12 protein-coding genes are annotated in these 19,805 nt (G+C 40.4%); 4 read left to right on the top strand and 8 right to left on the bottom strand.

Annotated elements, in window-relative coordinates; genetic code table 11:
• Positions 1-7: 7 nt before the first annotated feature.
• The 3 genes from ACSQ8P_RS03570 to ACSQ8P_RS03560 form a co-directional block, all read right to left on the bottom strand.
• Entirely contained in the window at positions 8-1,177 is a 1,170-nt protein-coding gene (locus ACSQ8P_RS03570) for a HEAT repeat domain-containing protein (protein WP_436233933.1), read from the bottom strand.
• Between the two features lie 19 nt (positions 1,178-1,196).
• A complete protein-coding gene (locus ACSQ8P_RS03565) occupies positions 1,197-3,434 on the bottom strand; it encodes a hypothetical protein (RefSeq protein ID WP_436233932.1) in 2,238 nt (745 codons plus the stop codon).
• Positions 3,435-3,844: 410 nt separating this feature from the next.
• Complete coding sequence (locus tag ACSQ8P_RS03560) at positions 3,845-4,138, bottom strand: hypothetical protein (protein ID WP_436233931.1); 294 nt, start codon at positions 4,136-4,138, stop codon at positions 3,845-3,847.
• A gap of 109 nt (positions 4,139-4,247) precedes the next feature.
• Between ACSQ8P_RS03560 and ACSQ8P_RS03555 the strand changes: the two genes are divergently transcribed.
• Entirely contained in the window at positions 4,248-4,463 is a 216-nt protein-coding gene (locus tag ACSQ8P_RS03555) for a helix-turn-helix domain-containing protein (RefSeq protein WP_436233930.1), read from the top strand.
• A gap of 27 nt (positions 4,464-4,490) precedes the next feature.
• Positions 4,491-6,062: a hypothetical protein gene (locus ACSQ8P_RS03550; protein ID WP_436233929.1), complete on the top strand. Its 1,572-nt coding sequence runs from the start codon at positions 4,491-4,493 to the stop codon at positions 6,060-6,062.
• Between the two features lie 236 nt (positions 6,063-6,298).
• On the opposite strand, the gene ACSQ8P_RS03545 is transcribed toward ACSQ8P_RS03550, so the two are convergent.
• The 3 genes from ACSQ8P_RS03545 to ACSQ8P_RS03535 form a co-directional block, all read right to left on the bottom strand.
• Positions 6,299-8,704 carry a DUF2357 domain-containing protein gene (locus tag ACSQ8P_RS03545; RefSeq protein ID WP_436233928.1) on the bottom strand — a complete coding sequence of 802 codons (2,406 nt, stop codon included), beginning with the start codon at positions 8,702-8,704 and terminating at the stop codon, positions 6,299-6,301.
• The gene (locus ACSQ8P_RS03540) at positions 8,676-11,204 is read right to left on the bottom strand and encodes an MrcB family domain-containing protein (protein WP_436233927.1); all 2,529 of its coding nucleotides are present in this window, start codon (positions 11,202-11,204) and stop codon (positions 8,676-8,678) included. The genes ACSQ8P_RS03545 and ACSQ8P_RS03540 overlap by 29 nt, the downstream gene beginning before the upstream one ends.
• A 419-nt stretch (positions 11,205-11,623) precedes the next feature.
• Positions 11,624-12,697 (bottom strand): type I restriction endonuclease, encoded by a 1,074-nt coding sequence (locus ACSQ8P_RS03535; protein ID WP_436233926.1) that lies wholly within the window; start codon positions 12,695-12,697, stop codon positions 11,624-11,626.
• Between the two features lie 233 nt (positions 12,698-12,930).
• Between ACSQ8P_RS03535 and ACSQ8P_RS03530 the strand changes: the two genes are divergently transcribed.
• Together ACSQ8P_RS03530 and ACSQ8P_RS03525 are read left to right on the top strand one after the other, a co-directional pair.
• Positions 12,931-13,539 carry a hypothetical protein gene (locus tag ACSQ8P_RS03530; protein WP_436233925.1) on the top strand — a complete coding sequence of 203 codons (609 nt, stop codon included), beginning with the start codon at positions 12,931-12,933 and terminating at the stop codon, positions 13,537-13,539.
• Between the two features lie 107 nt (positions 13,540-13,646).
• Complete coding sequence (locus ACSQ8P_RS03525; RefSeq protein ID WP_436233924.1) at positions 13,647-14,246, top strand: hypothetical protein; 600 nt, start codon at positions 13,647-13,649, stop codon at positions 14,244-14,246.
• A gap of 1,388 nt (positions 14,247-15,634) precedes the next feature.
• Here the strand turns inward: ACSQ8P_RS03525 and ACSQ8P_RS03520 are convergent.
• Together ACSQ8P_RS03520 and ACSQ8P_RS03515 are read right to left on the bottom strand one after the other, a co-directional pair.
• On the bottom strand, positions 15,635-18,790 hold the full coding sequence (locus tag ACSQ8P_RS03520) for a type I restriction endonuclease subunit R (RefSeq protein ID WP_436233923.1): 3,156 nt from the start codon (positions 18,788-18,790) through the stop codon (positions 15,635-15,637).
• A gap of 1 nt (position 18,791) precedes the next feature.
• The gene (locus ACSQ8P_RS03515; RefSeq protein WP_436233922.1) at positions 18,792-19,805 is read right to left on the bottom strand and encodes an SIR2 family protein; all 1,014 of its coding nucleotides are present in this window, start codon (positions 19,803-19,805) and stop codon (positions 18,792-18,794) included.

The following is a 19,805-nucleotide window of genomic DNA, read 5'->3' as shown; positions in this document are numbered from 1 at the left end:
AACCCTCCTATACGACACGATATAACCGTTTAGACCTGTGAAATACTTTGTCATAGGTGTACATCAGTGTGTTATATTGCATGAGCTTATCCCAATTATGCAGCTGCATCGACAGATGCTTGATCTCATCATCAATCAGCTGCTGCATGAACTGCCCACGTTCCTTACCTTGAACCGCTGCTGCACTTTCACAAAGCGCCACCATACCTGCTTCTCCCAAATGGAGCAGCCCTTTGGCCGACGAGTACACGATTCGCTGATCGGCGTCGCTCAGACTGGTTTTCATCAGCTCGACGTAAGCCGTATTCTTGATGTTGGCCAAAGCCTCGATCGTCAATCGACGAATGCCCAGATTGGGATGACTCAGCAGCTTGCTAACAACGTTTCTAGGCAGCAGACGGGAGCTTTTCAGATACAACTCCACCGCTTTAATTTGAATGTCTTCGTGCTTGGAATCCATAAGACGATAAACCGCAGAAGCTGCTGCCGGATCGGTGTAGACATTGAGCCCAATCAGCCCAATCCGAACGTAAGCTGGATCCTGACGACTCACATAGCCCGTGTACAAGGAACCGGCATCCACTTCCGAATCGGCGATCATATCCACAATCAGTTCGTAGCATTTCTTGTTGTGCTGAAGCAGCGTCTGAACCATGGCTCCGAGCTCTTGCTGGCTACGGGCACACTTGGCAACAGCTCGGGCTACCACAAACAGCGACGAATCGAGAGGATGCTCCTTTAACATATCCAGTAAAGCCGGTACCGCCTCCTTCACCCGCATGCATCCCAAATGATACGCGGCATCCAGCTTCACCCGATATGTTCGGCTATTAAAGCGTTCCAAATGGTGCTGCACGAGCCCCAGATCTACGCAAAGCTGAGCCAGTTTGTGCCGCTGTTCGCCTGAGAAGATTTCCATCATATCATTCAGCTTCTCCTGCATCGCCTCCCTCTCCACCGGATTCATCGTCCAGGGAGGTACTCTTAACGGCTCTACCCCATCCAGATTCGCTTGCACATACGTCAGGTAATCCTTAAACTTTGTTTGGAATCGGTCGTTCAGCTTTCTCCTTCTTATACTTCTCACCTTGATGGCATAAATGATGACCACACAAACCAGATTAAAAGCCAAAATAATATATAACGCTTGTATGGCTGCATTAAGATTGGTGTACACACCTGCACTCTCCTCTTCTTTAACTGCTCGATGGAACGGTACTGGTAACGGGTCCGTTGATCTTATGCAACGCTTCTTTCATCATGTAGTAACTTTGTTTCGGTCGTTCCACGTAATTCACCTTATCTTCCCAGCCCTGCCATGTGTATAGCGGCATCGTGGACACCGGAATAGGTTGCGCTGCAGCCGAATTATCCCGACCAACGACCCCATCATTCTTCACAATCCATGGAACAAAGCGAACACCTTTCACGTGCGTCATTTCAAATTTATTGTTACTCGGCTGTTTGTAGTTGATAACGCTCAGAGAGCTTGGATCGTTGAATCCCAGCAGCATCCACGGTATACGCATTTCGAGTACCTGCCCTTGCACTTGCCACATCGCCTTCGAATTGTATTCGGCACGCGACGGATCACTGTAGCCTCTCTCTAAAAGGCCAACCTCTACATCCCCGAAGGGGTGGTCCACCCGGGAGTCGGGATGTTCCAGCAGATAATTGACAGCCAGCTTCCAAGGCTTGAAAATCCCCGAGTCATCCTGCTTTTCCTTCGGATCAATATCCGGCAGCCCGGAACGCTCATACATTCTAGCGTGGATATCGTAATTGGAAGCGATCTTTATGCGGCTTTTATTTTCATCCGACAGCTCGATTAACGTTTCCAATCCTTCATCAAGTAGCATGCCGTGAAGCTCCGGTCCATGGCGATTACCACCGGGCAGTGTATCCGCCCCGAAATAGATACTTTCCTTGGACGGGTCAAATGGCTCAGATAGCTTGGCCTGTAAGTACAGGTAACCTTCGTCATGCGTGGCCCAAATCTCCTCAAAGCCAGGAGCCTGCACATCGAGCTTCGTCTTATCCTTTAGCTTGTTCCAATCCGAGGCATCCCCATCGATGTGAATCGCTTCGTCTTTGCCCGGGAACATCCCGAGTACCCCGAAGAAAGACTCATTCGTCAGCGTGTTATACCAGTACGCCCGACGATCCGCTTCATCGTAGCGTTGCGTGTTCCACGTCTTCTTAAACCATTCGTCCTGCCACGTGAACAAAATCGCTCCGGCGTAGCCGGTCCCGTGAATCTGCTGCAGTAATTCTGCATCGATCTCTCCCTGCTGCTTCTCGCTATGACCGCCTTGATTGCGGCCGAGCGTACCCAAGTGGGCTACGCCCAAGGAAGCCGGCACGCCATACTCCGTAACCATGACCGGCAGATTGGGATGTGCTTCTTTTAATTTATTCAGATACGTGTAGTAACTATCGACTTCCCCTTTGCTATTGGTCTTTTCCTGAAACGACTTATCAAATGCAAAGAAATCCGGATAATACGGATACACATGATACGAGGCAAAATAGCCCGCTTCCCAATTCACTGCCTCAATATGCGTTGGATCAACACTAACCAGATCTTCTTCGATGAGCGGCTCGCCCGGATGTGCAAGCGGATCCGTCGTCACCCAATTGGCGAAAGCCATCGGATGCTGCCAGCCATACTGAATTTCCGTTTGCGCCGCCGTGTCGACCATCAAGGCCAGCCACTTTTCAAAAGCGCTCGCTCCCGGTTTATTTCGGAAATATTTCCCGTCATAGTCTGGGGTGTCCTTATGCAAATCATTGGTCCCCTTCACCATCTTCGGATCCCATTCCGTCCCAATAATCCAGCCCATGAGATAAGGACCTGCATTATAGGTATAGGCACCTCCGGCTTTTCCCGAATGCGGCTCTGGCGTGAGTGTCGTCTTGCCATAGACCGCTGCAACCGCGTCTTTAATCTCTTGCTCGAATTTCGTCTTGATCTTGGGATCGAAGGCATCCTGCCCTTCAATCAGCTGTTCCTCGGGGCTCCATACGCCCTGAAGAAAGAAAAGCGGATTTTTCTGATGTTTCATATTGTATTTGGAGAGCGCCTCGTAAAACTCGGGCATCATGATCGTATACACCCGAATCACATTCGCCCCCATGTCCTGAATCATGCCAAACCATCTTTCATATTCGTCCTCCGAAATGACCAGCTCACCAGGAAAATGTCCTGGGATCGTCGCCCCCATATTGATTCCCTTGGCAAAATAGGGCTGCCAGGCTTCATTCGTGTATTCTTCTACATTCGTTCCTTCGGTCTTAAACTTCACATGTATGCCGCTAGCCAGCGTCGTGCTTTCGATTCTGACCAAAAGCGGACGCAGCCAATAATAAAGCGCACCGGCTATAATCACAAGGACAAGACCTATCTTTACCAACAATTTGAGCCACTTGCGCATCCTATTCACCTTCGATTATTTGCTGAGTTCATCTGTCTATTGCCATGGTACGACAGGAAAGTACAGTTTGTCTGTTTTCAAAGTGTTAAACATTATGATCATTTCAACATGATTGTGTTCGTTGTTGGAACTTTGTTATCAAAGAGTTAAAAGATTGTGAGAGGATTGTTAAAAGGGGATAATTTTGTGTAAATTGGGACTTTAGGGGAAATGTAAGAGGGAGATTTGGCGGATATTGGGGGAGTGTGGGGAATGAGTAGTTAAAATTATTGATGCGTAATGAGAATGCTTAGTTAAAAAGCAAAGAGCACCTGATTTGGTATCAGGTGTTCTTCGAACTAATCTATTCATTTCGTCAAGAATGAGTCAACTCACCCATGCAACCTTTCCCCACCACTGATTTGAGGAAATTAACTGGATTGCACAGTGGCGGTGGGTAGATCGGCTTGCAGCTGCAACCCGTGGAGTTTGTTCTCGAGGACCCCTTTCTCGAATCTGACGTGGAGCAGCTCCGTATCGAGATCCTGTGCCATCGTGTGGATCGTCGTGACGATATCTTCAGCGGTTAGGATGTGAATAGAATCGGCGTGGTGGGAGATATATTCAAGTAGGATGTCGATGAAGATTTTGCAGAGGGTGATTCTTTGCGTGAGTGTGGCTTCTTCTTGGATGGTGGATTGGTATTGGGTTTGTATGGGGTGCATGGGATCGCCTCCGGAAGTAAATGATACGCATAAGCGTACCAGTTTTAAAAATATTATATGGTACGTTATCGCGTATAGTCAACCTTCAACAATTGAAAGGTGATCCCCTATGGCAAAAAAAGTCGTCGTTAAAATCGCGGAACTTACCCAGAAACATAATATCTCCTTACGTGAGCTTTCAAGATTATCGGATGTGAGACATGCAGCTCTTAGCGAGCTGGCGAATGGAAAGCGTGAGAATATAAATTTTAGTCATATTGTAAGGATTGCGGAGGCGTTGGGGATTAAGGATATTAGAGAGATTGTGGATTTGGTGGAGGAGTAATTGTATTAACTAAAAAACTTATTTGAGGTGATTATAATTTCATTTTCAAGAGAGTTTGGTCAAATTTACCATGGTGAACTTAACTTTAGATTTGAAGAATCTTTTAAGTCTTTATTCAATGAAACATATAAGGAATTTCTCGCCACAAAATTCATAACTGAGAATAAATCTTCAAAAGAGCTGGCTGATCTTCTTGGTATTAAAGAAAAGGAACTTTTCAAGCATTTAAAATTCTATCAGCTAATAATGACCATGAATCCAGAGCAATGGAAGAGATTCATTATTAGCAATTTATCAATCTACTCTATAAAAGCTGTTATTAGTTTAATCGGTCTAATTCCAATATTTTATATAATAGGATATTTATTTTTATACGGATTATATTTCGGTAATTCAGATAATTCCTTGCTAGACATATTACTACTGTTCGTTCCGATAAATAAAACAGCGTGCTACATAACTGGTTTCATAGTTGCTGGTATCATTGCATTCATCACCTCAGTGTTTTTGTTAAAAGGTCTTGGTAAGAGTTTCTTAATAATCAGCACTATTTATTTTTTATTTGCATCTTCTTTAAGTCTTTTTTGTATTTTCATTGATGCAAGTACTTCTACTAGTTTCACCCAAATACTTAAAGTGGCTCTTTTTTATGTAGGCCCCCTAACAGGAGCATTATTAGTTATTTTAAGTATAAAACTTACTAATGTCCTAATTAACCACATAAAACTGGCTTCTTTCAGTTTTAGTATTTCTTTAGGCATTTCTTTATTAGAATTTATCCTCTTTCGAAACTTGGATTTTATCTGGATTGTATTCACCTTTATAATTTCCTGCATATTTCTTTTTCAGTTTATGAAAAAAATCACATCGATAGTAAGCTCCAGAAAGCAGAAAAGGCAATCAACAGTTGTAAATCATTTACATAATACTCCAATTCCCGAATCTGATTCAAATAAGCAAAATAATGATAATAAAAAAGAATTTTCTTTCAAAGAAGCTATTTATTACGGGATTTATGTCATTAGCTTGTTTACTGTAATAATTGCACCCCTTTTCACCTCTTCCATGTATTTTACAGGAAAATACTTTGGGAATTCACTGGAAATAATGAATTTAGTTAAAGTCGAAAACATACAAATTAGTGATCAGTTCCTGAAAGGGAAGTTAATAGCTAGTGATGAAGATAATTTCTATGTCTCTGACAAAAATAGAAGGATTATCAAACTTAATAGTGCTGGGGAGATTTTAAATGCTCCGAACAATTTAACTTTCCTTAAGGGAAATTCAGATAGTTGGGATCTTTCTTTAGAAGTTGAGTCTAGCGAGGGAATATTAAGTTATTTAGGGAAATTGACTAAAAAGGGTGGTCCTGAAGCTAATCAATTAGAATACTCAGTAAAAATTGAAGAAGGAAATACTAGAAATACTTCTAGCGATATGATCTCTATCGCGTATGGAAAATATTCCAAAACTTTTACTATTTCGCAACAACTACAAGACAAGGAATTAAACATCTATTCAAGTATAGACTCCATCTCAATTAATTGGATAGAAGCAAATGGAAATAAACAGTCAGAAAATATTAATTTTAAGAAATAATTTAAAATACATTAAAAAGAGCATGTACTTAACATGCTCTTTCTCCTTGAAAAAGGCGGTATCAAGGCTCATATTTCAACTGCTTTTCTGCTACCAAAGGTAGCTTAAATGATAATTGTAAATCAGAAAAAACCTTCTACTCCATTCATTCTACTCTTGAAATATTCACTTATTGAGTATCCACAAAATAAACATGGCCCCCCTCTATCCCTATCCTCTTACTCCCCCTTCCTACTCTACTCCACCTCAATCCCCACAACCGAACTCCCCTGATCCACATGTTCCCGATCCAGCCTCACGCGCACCTTACCAGCACGCCGCTTCTCACGCCAATCCCTAAGCTCTTCTTCTGTTTCCAAACGTAACTCAGACACTTCCTTAGCCCTATTAAGTATATAATCCGTCGTATAGAGTATCCGATATATCCCATGCCCCGCGGGAACAATAGCAGTCTCTCTTTGGACCCACTTGTCCACTTCAAATACAACATAAAGCTCATCCGTCGCACCACGACTTGATGGGATTGCTGTTATGGCAGAGCGTGGAACAACCTTCCAATCCTTCACCCTTCCATACCAGGAAATACCTGCTTCCTCTGTGCCGAACAAACGAATAGACTGGTACAACGCCACGTACTCTATGCGAGTCAATACCTTATGATCCGTTATATTACGCAAAGGCGTATGATAAAATCCATGCTCTAAAGCAGCCTCCAGTTGAGGCTTTTTACTCAATGCACCAACCAGAACATTCTTACCAGACATCTTATCCTTGTAATACTCCTTCGTACCTCTCGGCCTAGTCGTCCGTTCATAAGCTTTCTCGGGGCTATCCATAATAATCTCGTCCAAGAACTTCTCCATCAAGCTCGTTGAATTTGGTAAAAATGGAAAAGCCCCAATGTTGATAAGCTCAACACTTTTATAGAACTTATGCTGCTGGAACCGCTCCTCATCATGATAGGGAAACAACACATAAGCCCCAAACATGCTCCGCTCGTACTCTCGGCCTTGCCCCTCCGAATACACAATTGCATCTCGATAACGATGCATCGTGTTAATATCGTCTTCTTCTGGTCCCGGCATCCGGTATCGCTCAAAATAAGGCGTCCCCTCATACGCCGGATTAATCCGGTACTTCGCATCAAAAATATACTTATACTCCGCCGCGGCGTCGTTTTTCTTCAAAGTCAGGACATTATCTGGCCGCTGAGAAAGGGTTGGACTCCTATCTCCCTTAGGCAGCGCATTATAAAATAGCGTGAAAATCTCACCATTCGCAGGATTCTTATAAACCATCTTAGCCTGCTGCGACTTATCCAGTGTGACGAATAGCCCACTCCGATTGAGTTTAATAATATCTTGTTTCAGTAGTTCATATTTTTTGCTTAAAAGATGGTGAATCTTCAAGAAACACCAATATTCATAGAGTTGAGCCAAATCTTTCATCGATAGTCGGAATAGATCATTCTGGATCGACAAACCTTTTAATAGCATTAAATAATACCGATACACCTCTCGGTAGCCTGATGCCATCTGCAAGACCAAAGATATCGACAGTTGTCTCATCTCACCTACATTTAAAAAATCATGCTGCAACAACCGCTGCACATGACTCAACATCAGATTCAATTTCTTCGTAAGTTCTGGATCTTCGACGCGGCTTTTCTGTGCCAAACGTGTTTTAATGTCCTTAAGCTTTTGCCCAATACGTACAAGCACCCATTTAACAAAACGATTCTCAGCCGTATCATAATTAACGTGACGCCTGCTCTCTAGCAGATGAGTCGGTGTATACCGCTCTCCACTAACCGAAATAACACCGTTTAGCGAATCTTTAACTAATAGTTGAGGACGTTTTGCTAGAAAGCTGATGTTCTCTTTGCCAGCTCTTTTGACACGTGCAGCATCTACCAGTCGATTCTCACTTTGAAGCTTGGAATGTGGTGAGAGTTTAATACGTTCAACAGCCTGAACAAGCTGCGTAAATATATGCTGAAGGATTGTAAAATACTCCGTCAAACTCTGATGATTCGTCTCTTTCAAACCGGTCATGTTAAATGTTTTGCGCAGAAAATCGAAGGATAGATTATATATCTGTGCATTAACATCGTTAAGAATCATTTGATAGTCGTTCTTATAATCGATTTTGGCCGGAAAAATCTCGAGCTGAAGACGAAAAATAGCTTCCCCATTCAAACGAAGCTCAAGTTCGGACTGACCGACTTCATTTTGAAAATTAAGAATTCCCGACAAAATCATCTTCCCTAGCGGTTTAACAGCCTGCCTCAAATGAACATTATCATGGAAAAAGGATAAAGAAATATCTGCCTTCTTTTCTATCACCAGCTCATAGGCCTGCGTCTCATAAAAAGTTGGCGTACACACATCCCCCGAGCTCCAACTCCTTACAGCCCCATCCTCATGGGAGAAAACAGCAATCGTCTCAATTGTTAGCGTATCCGCAAGTGGAGCAGCATGAAAATGTGCATCCACCCACTCCTGATCCACATTCCGATGGAGATTTAAAGTCTCAACAGTAGGATGGAACGGCTTGCCCTGAATATAGAGATTAAACAGATTCGTCTCAATCCGCAGCAATTCCCTACTTTGATTAAGAGATCCAGTAAGAGGTAAATCCATCTTCTTCTAACCTCCGTAGCATGAAGGCAATTTTCCGTGCACTATGTGGATATTTAGACGCTGCCAATGATTCCATCGAAAGATAAAGCTTAGAAGCATCTTCTCTGTATTCCGAAAGAGGTAGGGTGCGATCCTGAGCCACTTGCATTAATTGCAGCAAAGCATTTTTTACAGAAGCATTACTACCTTGTATACGAGGCAAAATCTTCTGAAGCAACTGCATATCAAACGCAGCCTCCTTACTTAGCAAGCCGAATCGTTCGTTATAGATCATATAGAAACATACCGCATCCCGAATCCGAAACCCAACATGTGAATGAATCTGCTCTAGAATCCCATTAATTTTAACCAATAACTCCGTCGTATCTTCCGTTAGCTGCTTATAGTCCCTATACACATCTACAAGCTGCAAATACTCGCTCCGTATTAATGAGTTAGGAGGCACGGGAGCATCCGTACGATTTGAGAGGTCTTCCAACGAAGGATACTGACCAAGCTCAATATAATTGAACTCGATTGTGTTCGCACGGTCTAATACCTTATTGCTAAAAGGATGCGTAGTCTCATCCATATTTACCGTTCCTACGATGTACACATTGTCTGGCAAATAGAGATTGCCGTACATCTGTTTATCTGACTCATTTTGTAAAGAGTCTTTATGTATAAGTGGCGTTGTTACAATCCTTTGGTTATGCCACTCCTGTGTCTCAAGCACGCTCAACAGATCACTAAAATAGTGCTCAACCCTAGCCAAATTCATCTCATCCAAGCAGATAAAATATGGTTTATGTTGGTTACCCGGCTTTGAAGCCTCAACTAATATCTCCGTTAACTTCCCAGGACGAAAAGCCCCCGATAAGTCCTTGTACCCCAACAGATCCGAAGGATCGCTCCAATCTGGTCTAACAGGAACTAATGAGAATTGGCCATTACTCGCCGTTGCTCCTAGAGCCTCAGCGAACAGCTTCACTAGCTTCGTTTTACCAGTGCCTGACACCCCTGCAAGGATGACGAATGGCTTTGTTTTTAGGGATAGGAAGAAGTTCTCGATCCAATGGTCAGGATACATGAAGCCTTTGTTAGCAATGAAATTCTTGATTGTGGCTACTCGCTCAATTACCGTTAGTGAATCCACCAGAGGTGTCTCCTCCCACTCCATATACGTGTACTGCTGGCTTGATTTAGAAACAAACTTTAAGATCTCTAACCAGTTAAGCATGAAAATAGAACGTTGTTTTTGGGTGACTTCTCCCCAAGTCTCCAGTGTACCAAGAGCTTCGTTAAATTTCGGGGAGAATTGGTCTAGGGTAAAGGAATTTAGTTCCTTGCAGATTTGAATAGCTCTATTGATGCTTTTAATAAGAGGGGCTTGGAGATCAGCGTTGGTTAAATTGCCTCGAATCAGTTTTATTTGTGCTTCACTGAGGGTCCATTTATTTTCGTTAAAATGGTTTGCGTATTCATGACCTAGATCAGTTAATGAGAACTGGTTCTCATTTATAGAAAGTAAACCTAGATCTCGCAAAGCTCGTCCCAGATGCTTGATTCTCTCTTTGGGATGTTTTACATCATCTCCAGAAAGAAGAACAGTAGCTTGATTGGCTGTTAAAGTGTCTAACGAAATCGGGGTTGGTCCGTGGTCGTGAAGGTATTTCAAAATGCCTTGACCAGCATACAAATGACTGATCGTATAGTTAAAGCTGATTGACTGTTCAGGTTCTTCCGTCGGATTGATGACTCTACGAACGTATTCGTTGTAGTTGGTGACAGCATTGTTTAAGTCTGCGATTAGCTGCTCATCATCTTTCAATTGGTCCAATTCGTAGCGATAGTAAGCTATAGTGGACACCTGATAGTCTTGGCCTAGACCGCCAGACGTTAGATAAATGGCATCATCTTTGATCATGCCTTCCAAGGGAAGCATGTTTCTAATTTCATTTACTTTCTGTTTGAAATATTGATAGGCTGCCGGCTTACCTTTCTCAGCAACTGGAATCGTAACACCTTGCATGAACGTAAGGTAAACAGACCGCATATCTTCTGCGAAAAGGTACACAAGATACTCGCCTTGGCGCGTAGTCTCTGTGATGCGCTTATCCATAATCGATATCCATGGGATAGTAGCCCAGTTGCCTTGCCCAACAGATCCTTGAATCTTTAATTCTGAGTGAATAAATGGGACTTTCCTTATCGCTGAGGGGATCTCTTGGCGTACTAGATTGCCAAGTCTGTGACCTGCAAAAGTTTCTCGCTTTGCGGCTAAGTAGGTGGAAAGAATATCAGATAGGGCTTCTTTTAGGGAGAAACTATCGCTATATTGCTGGTTATAGTATTTCCCTAGCTCCGATTGGGCGTACTCATATAGTTCACTTTGTACCTCATTGGACCACGATTCGAATAACTCTTCCTTGAAGCCAATTGAATCGCCATCTTGGTCAAGAATAGCGGAAAGTGCTGCTATAGGGGTAGAAATAACAGAGTTAACGTTGGTTACAGTCATACTACTCCAGCTAGTTCCGGCTTTCTCAGGTGGGTGATCGACCACTAAACCGTTCGACTCTCTTTCTTGTAGTAGTGAAAGGAATCTTTGTTTTAAATTAAATAGGGATACAAGTCTCGACCCACTTGCTTGCATCTCAGTTAACAGTGCTAGGATTAGCACCATTTTGTAGGATTTTTGTTTGTTAGAAAATATGGATAAAAGCTCTGTTGGAAGAGTAATATATATCACCTACTTAACAAATTTCAGTTTGGACAAAGGACAAAAAAAATTTTCGCGTTGAAACTACCGCTTATCAAAAATCAAATGAAAATAACCTACTATTAATAATAAAGGGACTGTCCCTTAGCCATTAAAAGCTAAGGGATAGACCCTACGAATTCTTATTTTAAAGCAACTTTAAGAGATTGCTTTTAATTCTAAATAAACTTTTTAGTCACTTCTAAGATCTTCGCCTGATATTTATCAATATCATTTACTGATTCAATATTCACTGTTGTTTTTTCATCATCATTAAATTGCAGCCATTTGGTATTTCCGTTAAAGCCGAGTCTGCATATCCATTTCCTAATTGAATTATCGATTAAAATATTAAAATAACTCAAATTATCTCTATATCCGACCCTATCAGCATTAATAATTCCTTTGACCAGGTATTTTACAATTACATATCCTTCAATTTCCTCTTGAGTAGTTTCAATCTCAGGGCTATTTTTGTCTTGATCTACGGTAGCAGCTACTTCTTTGGTACTTTCAGGAATAGCAGGTATCTCAGCATTCGTGTTTGCAAATGCTGCTTTTAATCTATCGTTTAGTAGGTCATTAACATATTGTTTTAGCGAATCCTTTACAAGCCCATGAAAACGCTCGATAACCTGTTTTGTTTTCTTCCCAGCATACACATTATTGAGTATCATAACCATAAACTCTTCGGATGGATTTTCCCATTGCTGAGTTAGATACTGCTTTATTTCTTTCGTATACTTTAACTCAGAAGCCGTGTTTAGGATACTCTGAACACTAAAATTTTCTTTTCTAAATTTATATAGCTCTGCTACTTGATTTTCTCGAAGATCAAAAAGATTAAACTCGAAAAATGGAGCCGTATCCATTTTGTTCTGTTGCTCTAAGTCAGTATAAAATTTATAAACAATTCCATTAGTTAAAATAGCAAATTTTGCATCTGTAGTTCCGAAATATCTAAATAATTGGGAATCATGTTTGGTTAATTGCTCCTGAATGGATTTTGCCTCTATTAAAATTATTGGCTTACCATCCTCCAAAATAGCGTAATCAACCTTCTCTCCCTTTTTAATGCCAACATCTGCTATGTATTCAGGTAGGAATTCCTCTGGATTAAACACATCATATCCTAAAAGTTGAAAAAAAGGCATTACTACAGAGGTCTTAGTTGCTTCCTCAGTTAATATGCTCTCTCTTAGTTTGATCACTCTCTTAGACAGTGATTGTAGGAGTTCTGGAAAATTATCCATTTTAATTAATCTCTCCTTAGAATTTCGTATCATCCAATATTCGACATCTAATTCTATATTCCTACTTTTAACTTACAACTATTTTCCTATTTTGCCAGTTCAAAAAAGGAACAATATAGGAGGAATGGATGAAGTTGTGTCGAATTTTTTAGAAGCAGGAATAGTCTTCAATAATAAAATTAAGACAAAACTAGAATGTCCAAAACTTTTAACACTAATCGAGGTCGAGATTAATGAACATAAACAGATTTATTCAGGTTAGCGAACTTATATCAAAAACTGAAGTCGAAAAAGTTGCATTGCTTTTTTATTATCATTTTGTAACTAATGATATGAAATATTTTTCTATTCAAGATTTATCTGAATGGTTTGAGGAGATAAATCTTCATAAACCCAACTTAAGTCGACTAAGAGATAACCTAAGAAAGTCCCCCCAGTTTGTAAAAGGACCACAAAAGGGCACCTTTTTATTACATATTCGTGAGAAAGCCAAATATGATGAACAATTCCCCTTATTAAAGGAACCTGGTCAAGAAGTAATATCAGATTATAACGAAATTTTACCCGAAAGTTTATATCTTACTACAAGAGGGTACATCGAACTTTTAGCAAAGCAAATTAATGCCGCGTATGAGGAAAATATTTTTGATGGTTGCGCAGTATTAATGAGGAGACTGCTAGAAATTCTTCTGATTCATTCTTATCAGAATTTAAAAATAGAGGATCAAATCCAAAATGCAAATGGTGATTTCAAACTATTAAATGACATTATTGATAATGCAAAAACAAATAAAATATTGAGCCTATCGAGAAACTCGAAGGAAAGGGCGAACAACAAGTAGATACATTCCCATCTCAGCAGAAAGAGAAGCCTATTAGTATTGGTGAATTTATTACTGAGAGAAATTTCAGAAGCGATACTGATTTAGTATTAGGGATCGGATACTATTTGGAAAAGCACGAAAATGTTACAAGTTTCTCTTCAAAAGATATTTCTGAATTTTGTCGTCAAGCAAAGCAACCATCCCCTAGTAATATATCTTTATGTTTTACTAGTAATGTAAAAAAAGGTTTACTTATGGGAGTAAGTGATAAGAAAGACGGCATGCTAGCCTATGAAATAACCAGAAGTGGTAATGCTTTTATTGAAAGCTATAAAGGGGCGGAAAAAAATGCTCCCTCTAGAAAAGCAGCCTCAAAAAAAATAAAAGAAAGTCCTGAGCTAGAGGTATTAAAAATATCTGTGGACGATTTAAATTTGTCAAAATACATTGATATTCATAGTTTAGATAGAACCGAAGATCAAGCGTTGTTAATTTTAAAAATATATTCAACTGAGGGAGGAAGCTCGAGTCTATCTCCAGAGGAAATCGTCGCCATATTGAAAAATAAATTTAATATACCTGCAAATGAAGTTAAGTTTAGAACAGCACTAAGCAGATCGAAACCAAAAGTGGATACAGAAAAAGTAGGTGGAAAATTGAAATATAAGTTAATGAAGCCAGGAGAGAAATATTTAACTGAGCTTGCAGATAAAATTGCTCCTTAAACAGCTGTCATTAGAATAAGTGAGTAATTCTAAATACTTCAGAAATAGCATTATATAAAGAGGCCCGTCCTATCGGACAGGCCTCCTCACAGCCTTGCAGTTCCCATCCCACTGACATTATTTCCTCATCTCACCAAGAGAAGCACCTTTTTCTGTGCCTTGTACAACATCCGCACTTCTTTGTCCTGGCTTAAAAACTCCAACAACTCTTCTTTCAAGTCCGGTGTGCTTTACCAATCACTACTCCCTTTCATTAGCCTTATAATGCGCTGTCAATGGACATCAACCAATTAACAAATCTACTATCCATCTCATGGCTTCTGCTTACAAGTTTCGACAGCTTCAAAAAATGAATGTTCGTATTCGAGGACACTCCAAATTCTTTTCCAAGAACTAGTTTTATCATTAAGAGAAGCACCTCTGTAATTCAGTACCATTACATACTCTACACAATTAAATACCTAAATAATCACGAAAAACCATGTAGTTATCTAAATCCAGATAGTCATTAGCAAAACTCCTATTTAGAAGCAAGTTTCATGAAAAAATGGGACTTTTGCATGTTTTCGCCCTGCAAACAGGGGCTAATGCCCATCAAGATCATTTACGATCCTGCCAGTTGAATATAACTGCTGTTTTTTTGACCTCGGCACATGAGCGCATATGCCGCACATCAAAATTAGCGTCAAAATGCCATTAAATCCTTGCTACTCTTGACTCCATACGTTTTCAAATTGATAAAATTATATGACAGAATATACAAAAATTCAACTCTATGTAAAGGGCTTATAGTTCGAAGGGAAAGGAGGCGAGATCGAGGTTTTAGTGGAACTTCGACTGAATAACTGCAAAGGCTTTCCATATGTCAGGTAAATTCCAGCATGAACTACCTACTGATTCGCTACATTATCTGGTTAAACGTTACTACCAGTAAGGACAACATCAGTCATGAAGTACAGGGTTGCATATATTGAATTGCCCTGTCTTATTCATCCCGATCTAAATGAAAAAGCAAAACGCCTTTTTATAGGATACCTATTTATTTTATTAGCGCAAGAAGGACGAGAAACATAGCGAACCGTTCGCTTTTTAGCAGAAAATGGATAGCACTTCCCATCCGCTTGATTCCAATTCCATTGTAAAATCAATAAGGCTCCCCGTAGAGAGCCGCAATAGAAGATTCCCCAATTTTAACCCATTAATAATGACATTATTGCTGACGAGCGATAATACATTTTTTTACTTATTTTAATTCGCTTCAGGCAATAGCCTCAAGTATTTTTTCTTATTCGATGAATGTTACCTAATTTTTATGAATCTACTCTATAAGACTATCACCTGGCTGTAACACCACTTTGCCTGTCATATTGTGACGTTAATAGAAACCACTATTTGCTCCATTCGTTGCTTAGAACTTCAGCTTGTTTCATTACCAGTTCAATAGCTTCGGGGGCTTTATCGGGTGGATACTTATACTTTTGTAACGTCCGGCGTACTAGAATCTTCAATTTTGCACGTACACTTTCACGAATCTGCCAATCGACGGTAGTGGACTGACGGAGCTTTTCCGTTATTTCAATTGCGATCTTCTTTAGTGTCTCATCACCAAGCGTTCGTACTGCACTTTCGTTGTTTGCCAGTGCATCATAAAAAGCAACCTCATCCGGTTTTAACCCTAAATCAGCTTCCCTTGTCATTTCAGACTGGAAATCCTTTGCCATTTGAATCAGTTCTTCAATCACTTGTGCCGTTTCAATCGCACGGTTATTGTACTTGCGCAATGTTGCCAACAAGCGATCTACGTATTTTTTTTCCTGTACAACATTGTTTCGAGTTTTAGATTTTATATTATCTTTAAGCAGTTTCTCTAACAATTCAACTGCCAAGTTGCGATGCGGCATCTGGCGAATATCCTCAAGAAATTCATCGGAAAGAAGGCCGATATTCGGCTTTTCAAGACCACTAAGAGCAAAAACATCTGCAACTCCTTCGGCCACAATAGCATTATCAAGAATCTGTTTAAGTGCAGAATTTTTATCCTCTAAGGTTCTTTTTTTATCAACCGAGGTAAATTTACTAATGGCAGCTTTAATTGCTGAATAAAAAGCGATTTCTTTATGAAATTCCTTTGTTTCATCAAGAGTACTGCAAAGTGAAAAAGCTTTTGTCGCGGATAATACCAGATCGAGAAACCGCTGTTTACCATCTTTAAGTCCTAGTACATAGTTTGCCGCAGGCACTAAAAGATTGTGAGCTTCTACGGCAAACTTATCAAGGTCAATGCCATTGTTTTGAGGCGTTTTCGCAAACATTCCTCGGATGGCATCCATTTTTTCCACAAATACAGAGTAGGCTTCTTCCGCACGCATGGTTGGCTCGCCTTTACCCTTGGAGTCCGTATATATTTTTAAAGCTTGTTTCAATTCATTTGCAATTCCAATGTAGTCAACTACAAGACCGCCCGGCTTGTTCTTAAATACACGATTTACTCTGGCAATAGCCTGCATAAGGTTATGGCCTTTCATCGGTTTATCTATATACATTGTATGGCAGCTTGGAGCATCAAAACCGGTCAACCACATGTCACGTACAATTACGAGTTTAAGCATGTCACTGGAGTCTTTAAACCGCTTCTCCAAGCGTTTTTTCGTCTGTTTATTGTAAATATGGGGCTGTAACAAGGCTTTATCTGAAGCTGATCCTGTCATTACGATCTTAATAGTGCCCTTCTCCGGGTCAGTGCTATGCCACTCCGGCCTAAGAGCAACGATTTCGTTATATAAATGAACACAAATATCTCGGCTCATCCCAACAATCATAGCTTTACCTTCAATAGCTTTGGAACGGGTTTCAAAATGAGTCACTAGATCTGCAGCGACTTGTTTCAGCCTTGGTGCAGCACCCACTAACTTCTCAAGACGACTCCACTCTCCCTTTGTTTTTTCACGCGCAGCAAGATCTTCCTCATCTTCGACTACCTCTTCAACCCGTTGCGATAGTTCATTAATCTCAGTATGATTTAGATCTAGTTTAGCCAGACGGGATTCATAATAAATCGGTACAGTTGCCCCATCCTCTACCGCATCTTGAATATCGTAGATAGACACATAGTCACCAAAAACCGCACGTGTATCCTTGTCTTCTTGGGAAATAGGGGTGCCTGTAAAACCGATGAAAGAAGCATTTCTCAATGCATCACGCATATGTTTTGCATAACCAAACTTGTAATCTCCATTTGCATTTAGAACAGCCTTTAACCCATACTGACTACGGTGAGCTTCATCGGAAATCACAACAATATTATGGCGGCCACTTAATAAGGGATGCTCAGTTTCTTCATCAATTAATGCAAACTTCTGAACTGTAGTAAAAATAATGCCTCCAGACTCACGTTCGACTAATAATCGGCGTAATTCGTCACGACTGTTAGCTTGCAAGGGCACTTGTTTCAAGAGATCCTGTGCGTTACAAAAAGTTGCGAAAAGCTGGCTATCAAGATCGTTTCGGTCTGTTACTACAACTATTGTCGGGTTATTCATCTCTGGTTGCTGTAAAAGTTTTCCTGTGTAACAACACATTGAAATACTCTTTCCCGACCCTTGAGTATGCCAGATAACACCAGCCTTTTTGCTACCTGGAATAACTTGTTTTCCATAGGTTGCTCTTGTTTCTGCAATTACCGCTCCTTGAGGCTTTTTAGCGGCAATCACGGTTGCACATACAGCTTCACGCACAGCATGAAACTGGTGGTAACCCGCAATCTTTTTAACAAACTTTTCTCCATCTGTTTCAAATAAAACAAAGAAACGAATATAATCCAGAAATAACTCGCGATCAAAGAAACCGCGAACCATTGTTTCCAACTGCCATTCAAGTACCGGTTTATCATCCTCGTGTTTAATCGTACGCCATGTCTGAAAGCGCTCTTTATTCGCCGTTATGGACCCAACCCGTGCTGTATAGCCATCGCTTACAACCATGGCCTCATTATAAATAAAGAGATCGGGCATTTCCCCTTTGTAGGTTTGCAATTGATTAAATGCATCCCAAATATCAACATTCTCATCACTTGGACTTTTCAACTCCAGTAACGCTAATGGTATGCCGTTAATAAAACACACCACATCGGGGCGGCGCGGTTTTTTAGTTCCAATAATAGTGAACTGATTCACCACAACAAATCGGTTTTGCGAAATGCGATCAAAATCTAACAGAAATGCATGATCATGTACTAACTCGTCATCTCGCTTGAATTCAACAGGAATTCCTTCTAATAACCATCGATGAAAAATCCGATTATTTAAAACTAAATCCAGACTTGTTGGATTCTTAAGTTTTATTAACACTTGCTCATAACAGTCTGATGGCAGATGCTTGTTTATGCGAAAAAAGGCAGCCTCCAAGTCTGATTCTAACAGTACCTGGTTATAGTCTTCACGCATAGGGTTGTTTCCATCATGAGCAATGTCTGGACCATATAATATGTCCCAGTCGTTCTCTTTGAACCAATCTAGGCAGAGGCGTTCTAGATTTTCTTCGTTCATTTTAACTAACCCCCTCTGCTAATTTTTCTAATAATGCTTCGATACACTTATTGTGATCATCAGTATACCAAATTGGATAGATATTGGCCGCGTTTAATAAATCTCGTCGTGCTAAGCGCTCCTCTTCATCTTGAAGTTGAAGGAAAGCATAGTGCCTTGGAACATTTTCGCTACCTTTGCGTTGTACAATATTTGTTAGTGCCTGAATTGTTCTATCAATGGATAAACTACAGCCAAGAAATAGTAATGTTTTACTGCTAATTACTTCAATTACGTCCTCCAAGATAGATTGATTAGAATAATGATGATCGTATTCAGATTTAGTGAAAACTCGGTTGCGTGATGAATCTGCCTCACCATGAAGTTTGACAAGAACTCGCTTGTTTTCGCCTAATTCACGTGATAAATCCTTTGCATCTGCACCGAGTAGTTCTTTATCAAAATTAAGATTCGCATAATAATAGCATTTAGAAACAACTGAATCAAAGTTGGTGGTAATTACGGCATTTTTAAATAGGTAGGGCAAGCGTTGAACTGGCCCTACAATCTCTCTCTTTGTACCGAATTCGTTTTCAATCTGTTCAAGAAAAGAACCACTGGGAAGATTATCAGATAAAATTTGTGCCGCTTCCTCGTAATATCCGCTCTTAATCAATTCATCGAATTCCGCTGGCGGTATACGCGTTTCATTAAGAACTCGATACAAAAAAGCTGTCCAACTGGTATAACCACTCGGAATAGACAAACCTGCCCCGACAAAAGGTATAATTGCACTACGTCGAAAAATTTCCTGAAGTTTTCTGAATCTACCATTGTTATCATACCGAGATAAAATTTCTTCGGCATTAGTTAGGTTTTCCTCGTGCCTTTGTTGTAACCATCCGTTAAAGGCTTCTTGATAACCATCCGTATCCAAATCCCTAAGGATTACATCTCTGTAAAAAGTAGAACCCGCAATACATACTTCTCCTTCTTCATTTAAAAAATCATGGAATTGAGGTTTTAGATATTCCAT

This window comes from Paenibacillus sp. LjRoot153, from assembly GCF_964253085.1.
Lineage (GTDB): Bacteria > Bacillota > Bacilli > Paenibacillales > NBRC-103111 > Paenibacillus_E.
The sequence above is the reverse complement of the archived record's forward strand: the minus strand, read 5'-3'. Positions and strand labels throughout refer to the sequence as shown.

What these genes read in the sequence shown, in the direction of transcription:
- ACSQ8P_RS03565 (WP_436233932.1), bottom strand. Translation starts at nt 3,434, where the DNA reads ATGCGCAAGTGGCTCAAATTGTTGGTAAAGATAGGTCTTGTCCTTGTG.
- ACSQ8P_RS03560 (WP_436233931.1), bottom strand. Translation starts at nt 4,138, where the DNA reads ATGCACCCCATACAAACCCAATACCAATCCACCATCCAAGAAGAAGCC.
- ACSQ8P_RS03555 (WP_436233930.1), top strand. Translation starts at nt 4,248, where the DNA reads ATGGCAAAAAAAGTCGTCGTTAAAATCGCGGAACTTACCCAGAAACAT.
- ACSQ8P_RS03545 (WP_436233928.1), bottom strand. Translation starts at nt 8,704, where the DNA reads ATGGATTTACCTCTTACTGGATCTCTTAATCAAAGTAGGGAATTGCTG.
- ACSQ8P_RS03540 (WP_436233927.1), bottom strand. Translation starts at nt 11,204, where the DNA reads ATGACTGTAACCAACGTTAACTCTGTTATTTCTACCCCTATAGCAGCA.
- ACSQ8P_RS03535 (WP_436233926.1), bottom strand. Translation starts at nt 12,697, where the DNA reads ATGGATAATTTTCCAGAACTCCTACAATCACTGTCTAAGAGAGTGATC.
- ACSQ8P_RS03530 (WP_436233925.1), top strand. Translation starts at nt 12,931, where the DNA reads ATGAACATAAACAGATTTATTCAGGTTAGCGAACTTATATCAAAAACT.
- ACSQ8P_RS03520 (WP_436233923.1), bottom strand. Translation starts at nt 18,790, where the DNA reads ATGAACGAAGAAAATCTAGAACGCCTCTGCCTAGATTGGTTCAAAGAG.
- ACSQ8P_RS03515 (WP_436233922.1), bottom strand. Translation starts at nt 19,805, where the DNA reads ATGGAATATCTAAAACCTCAATTCCATGATTTTTTAAATGAAGAAGGA.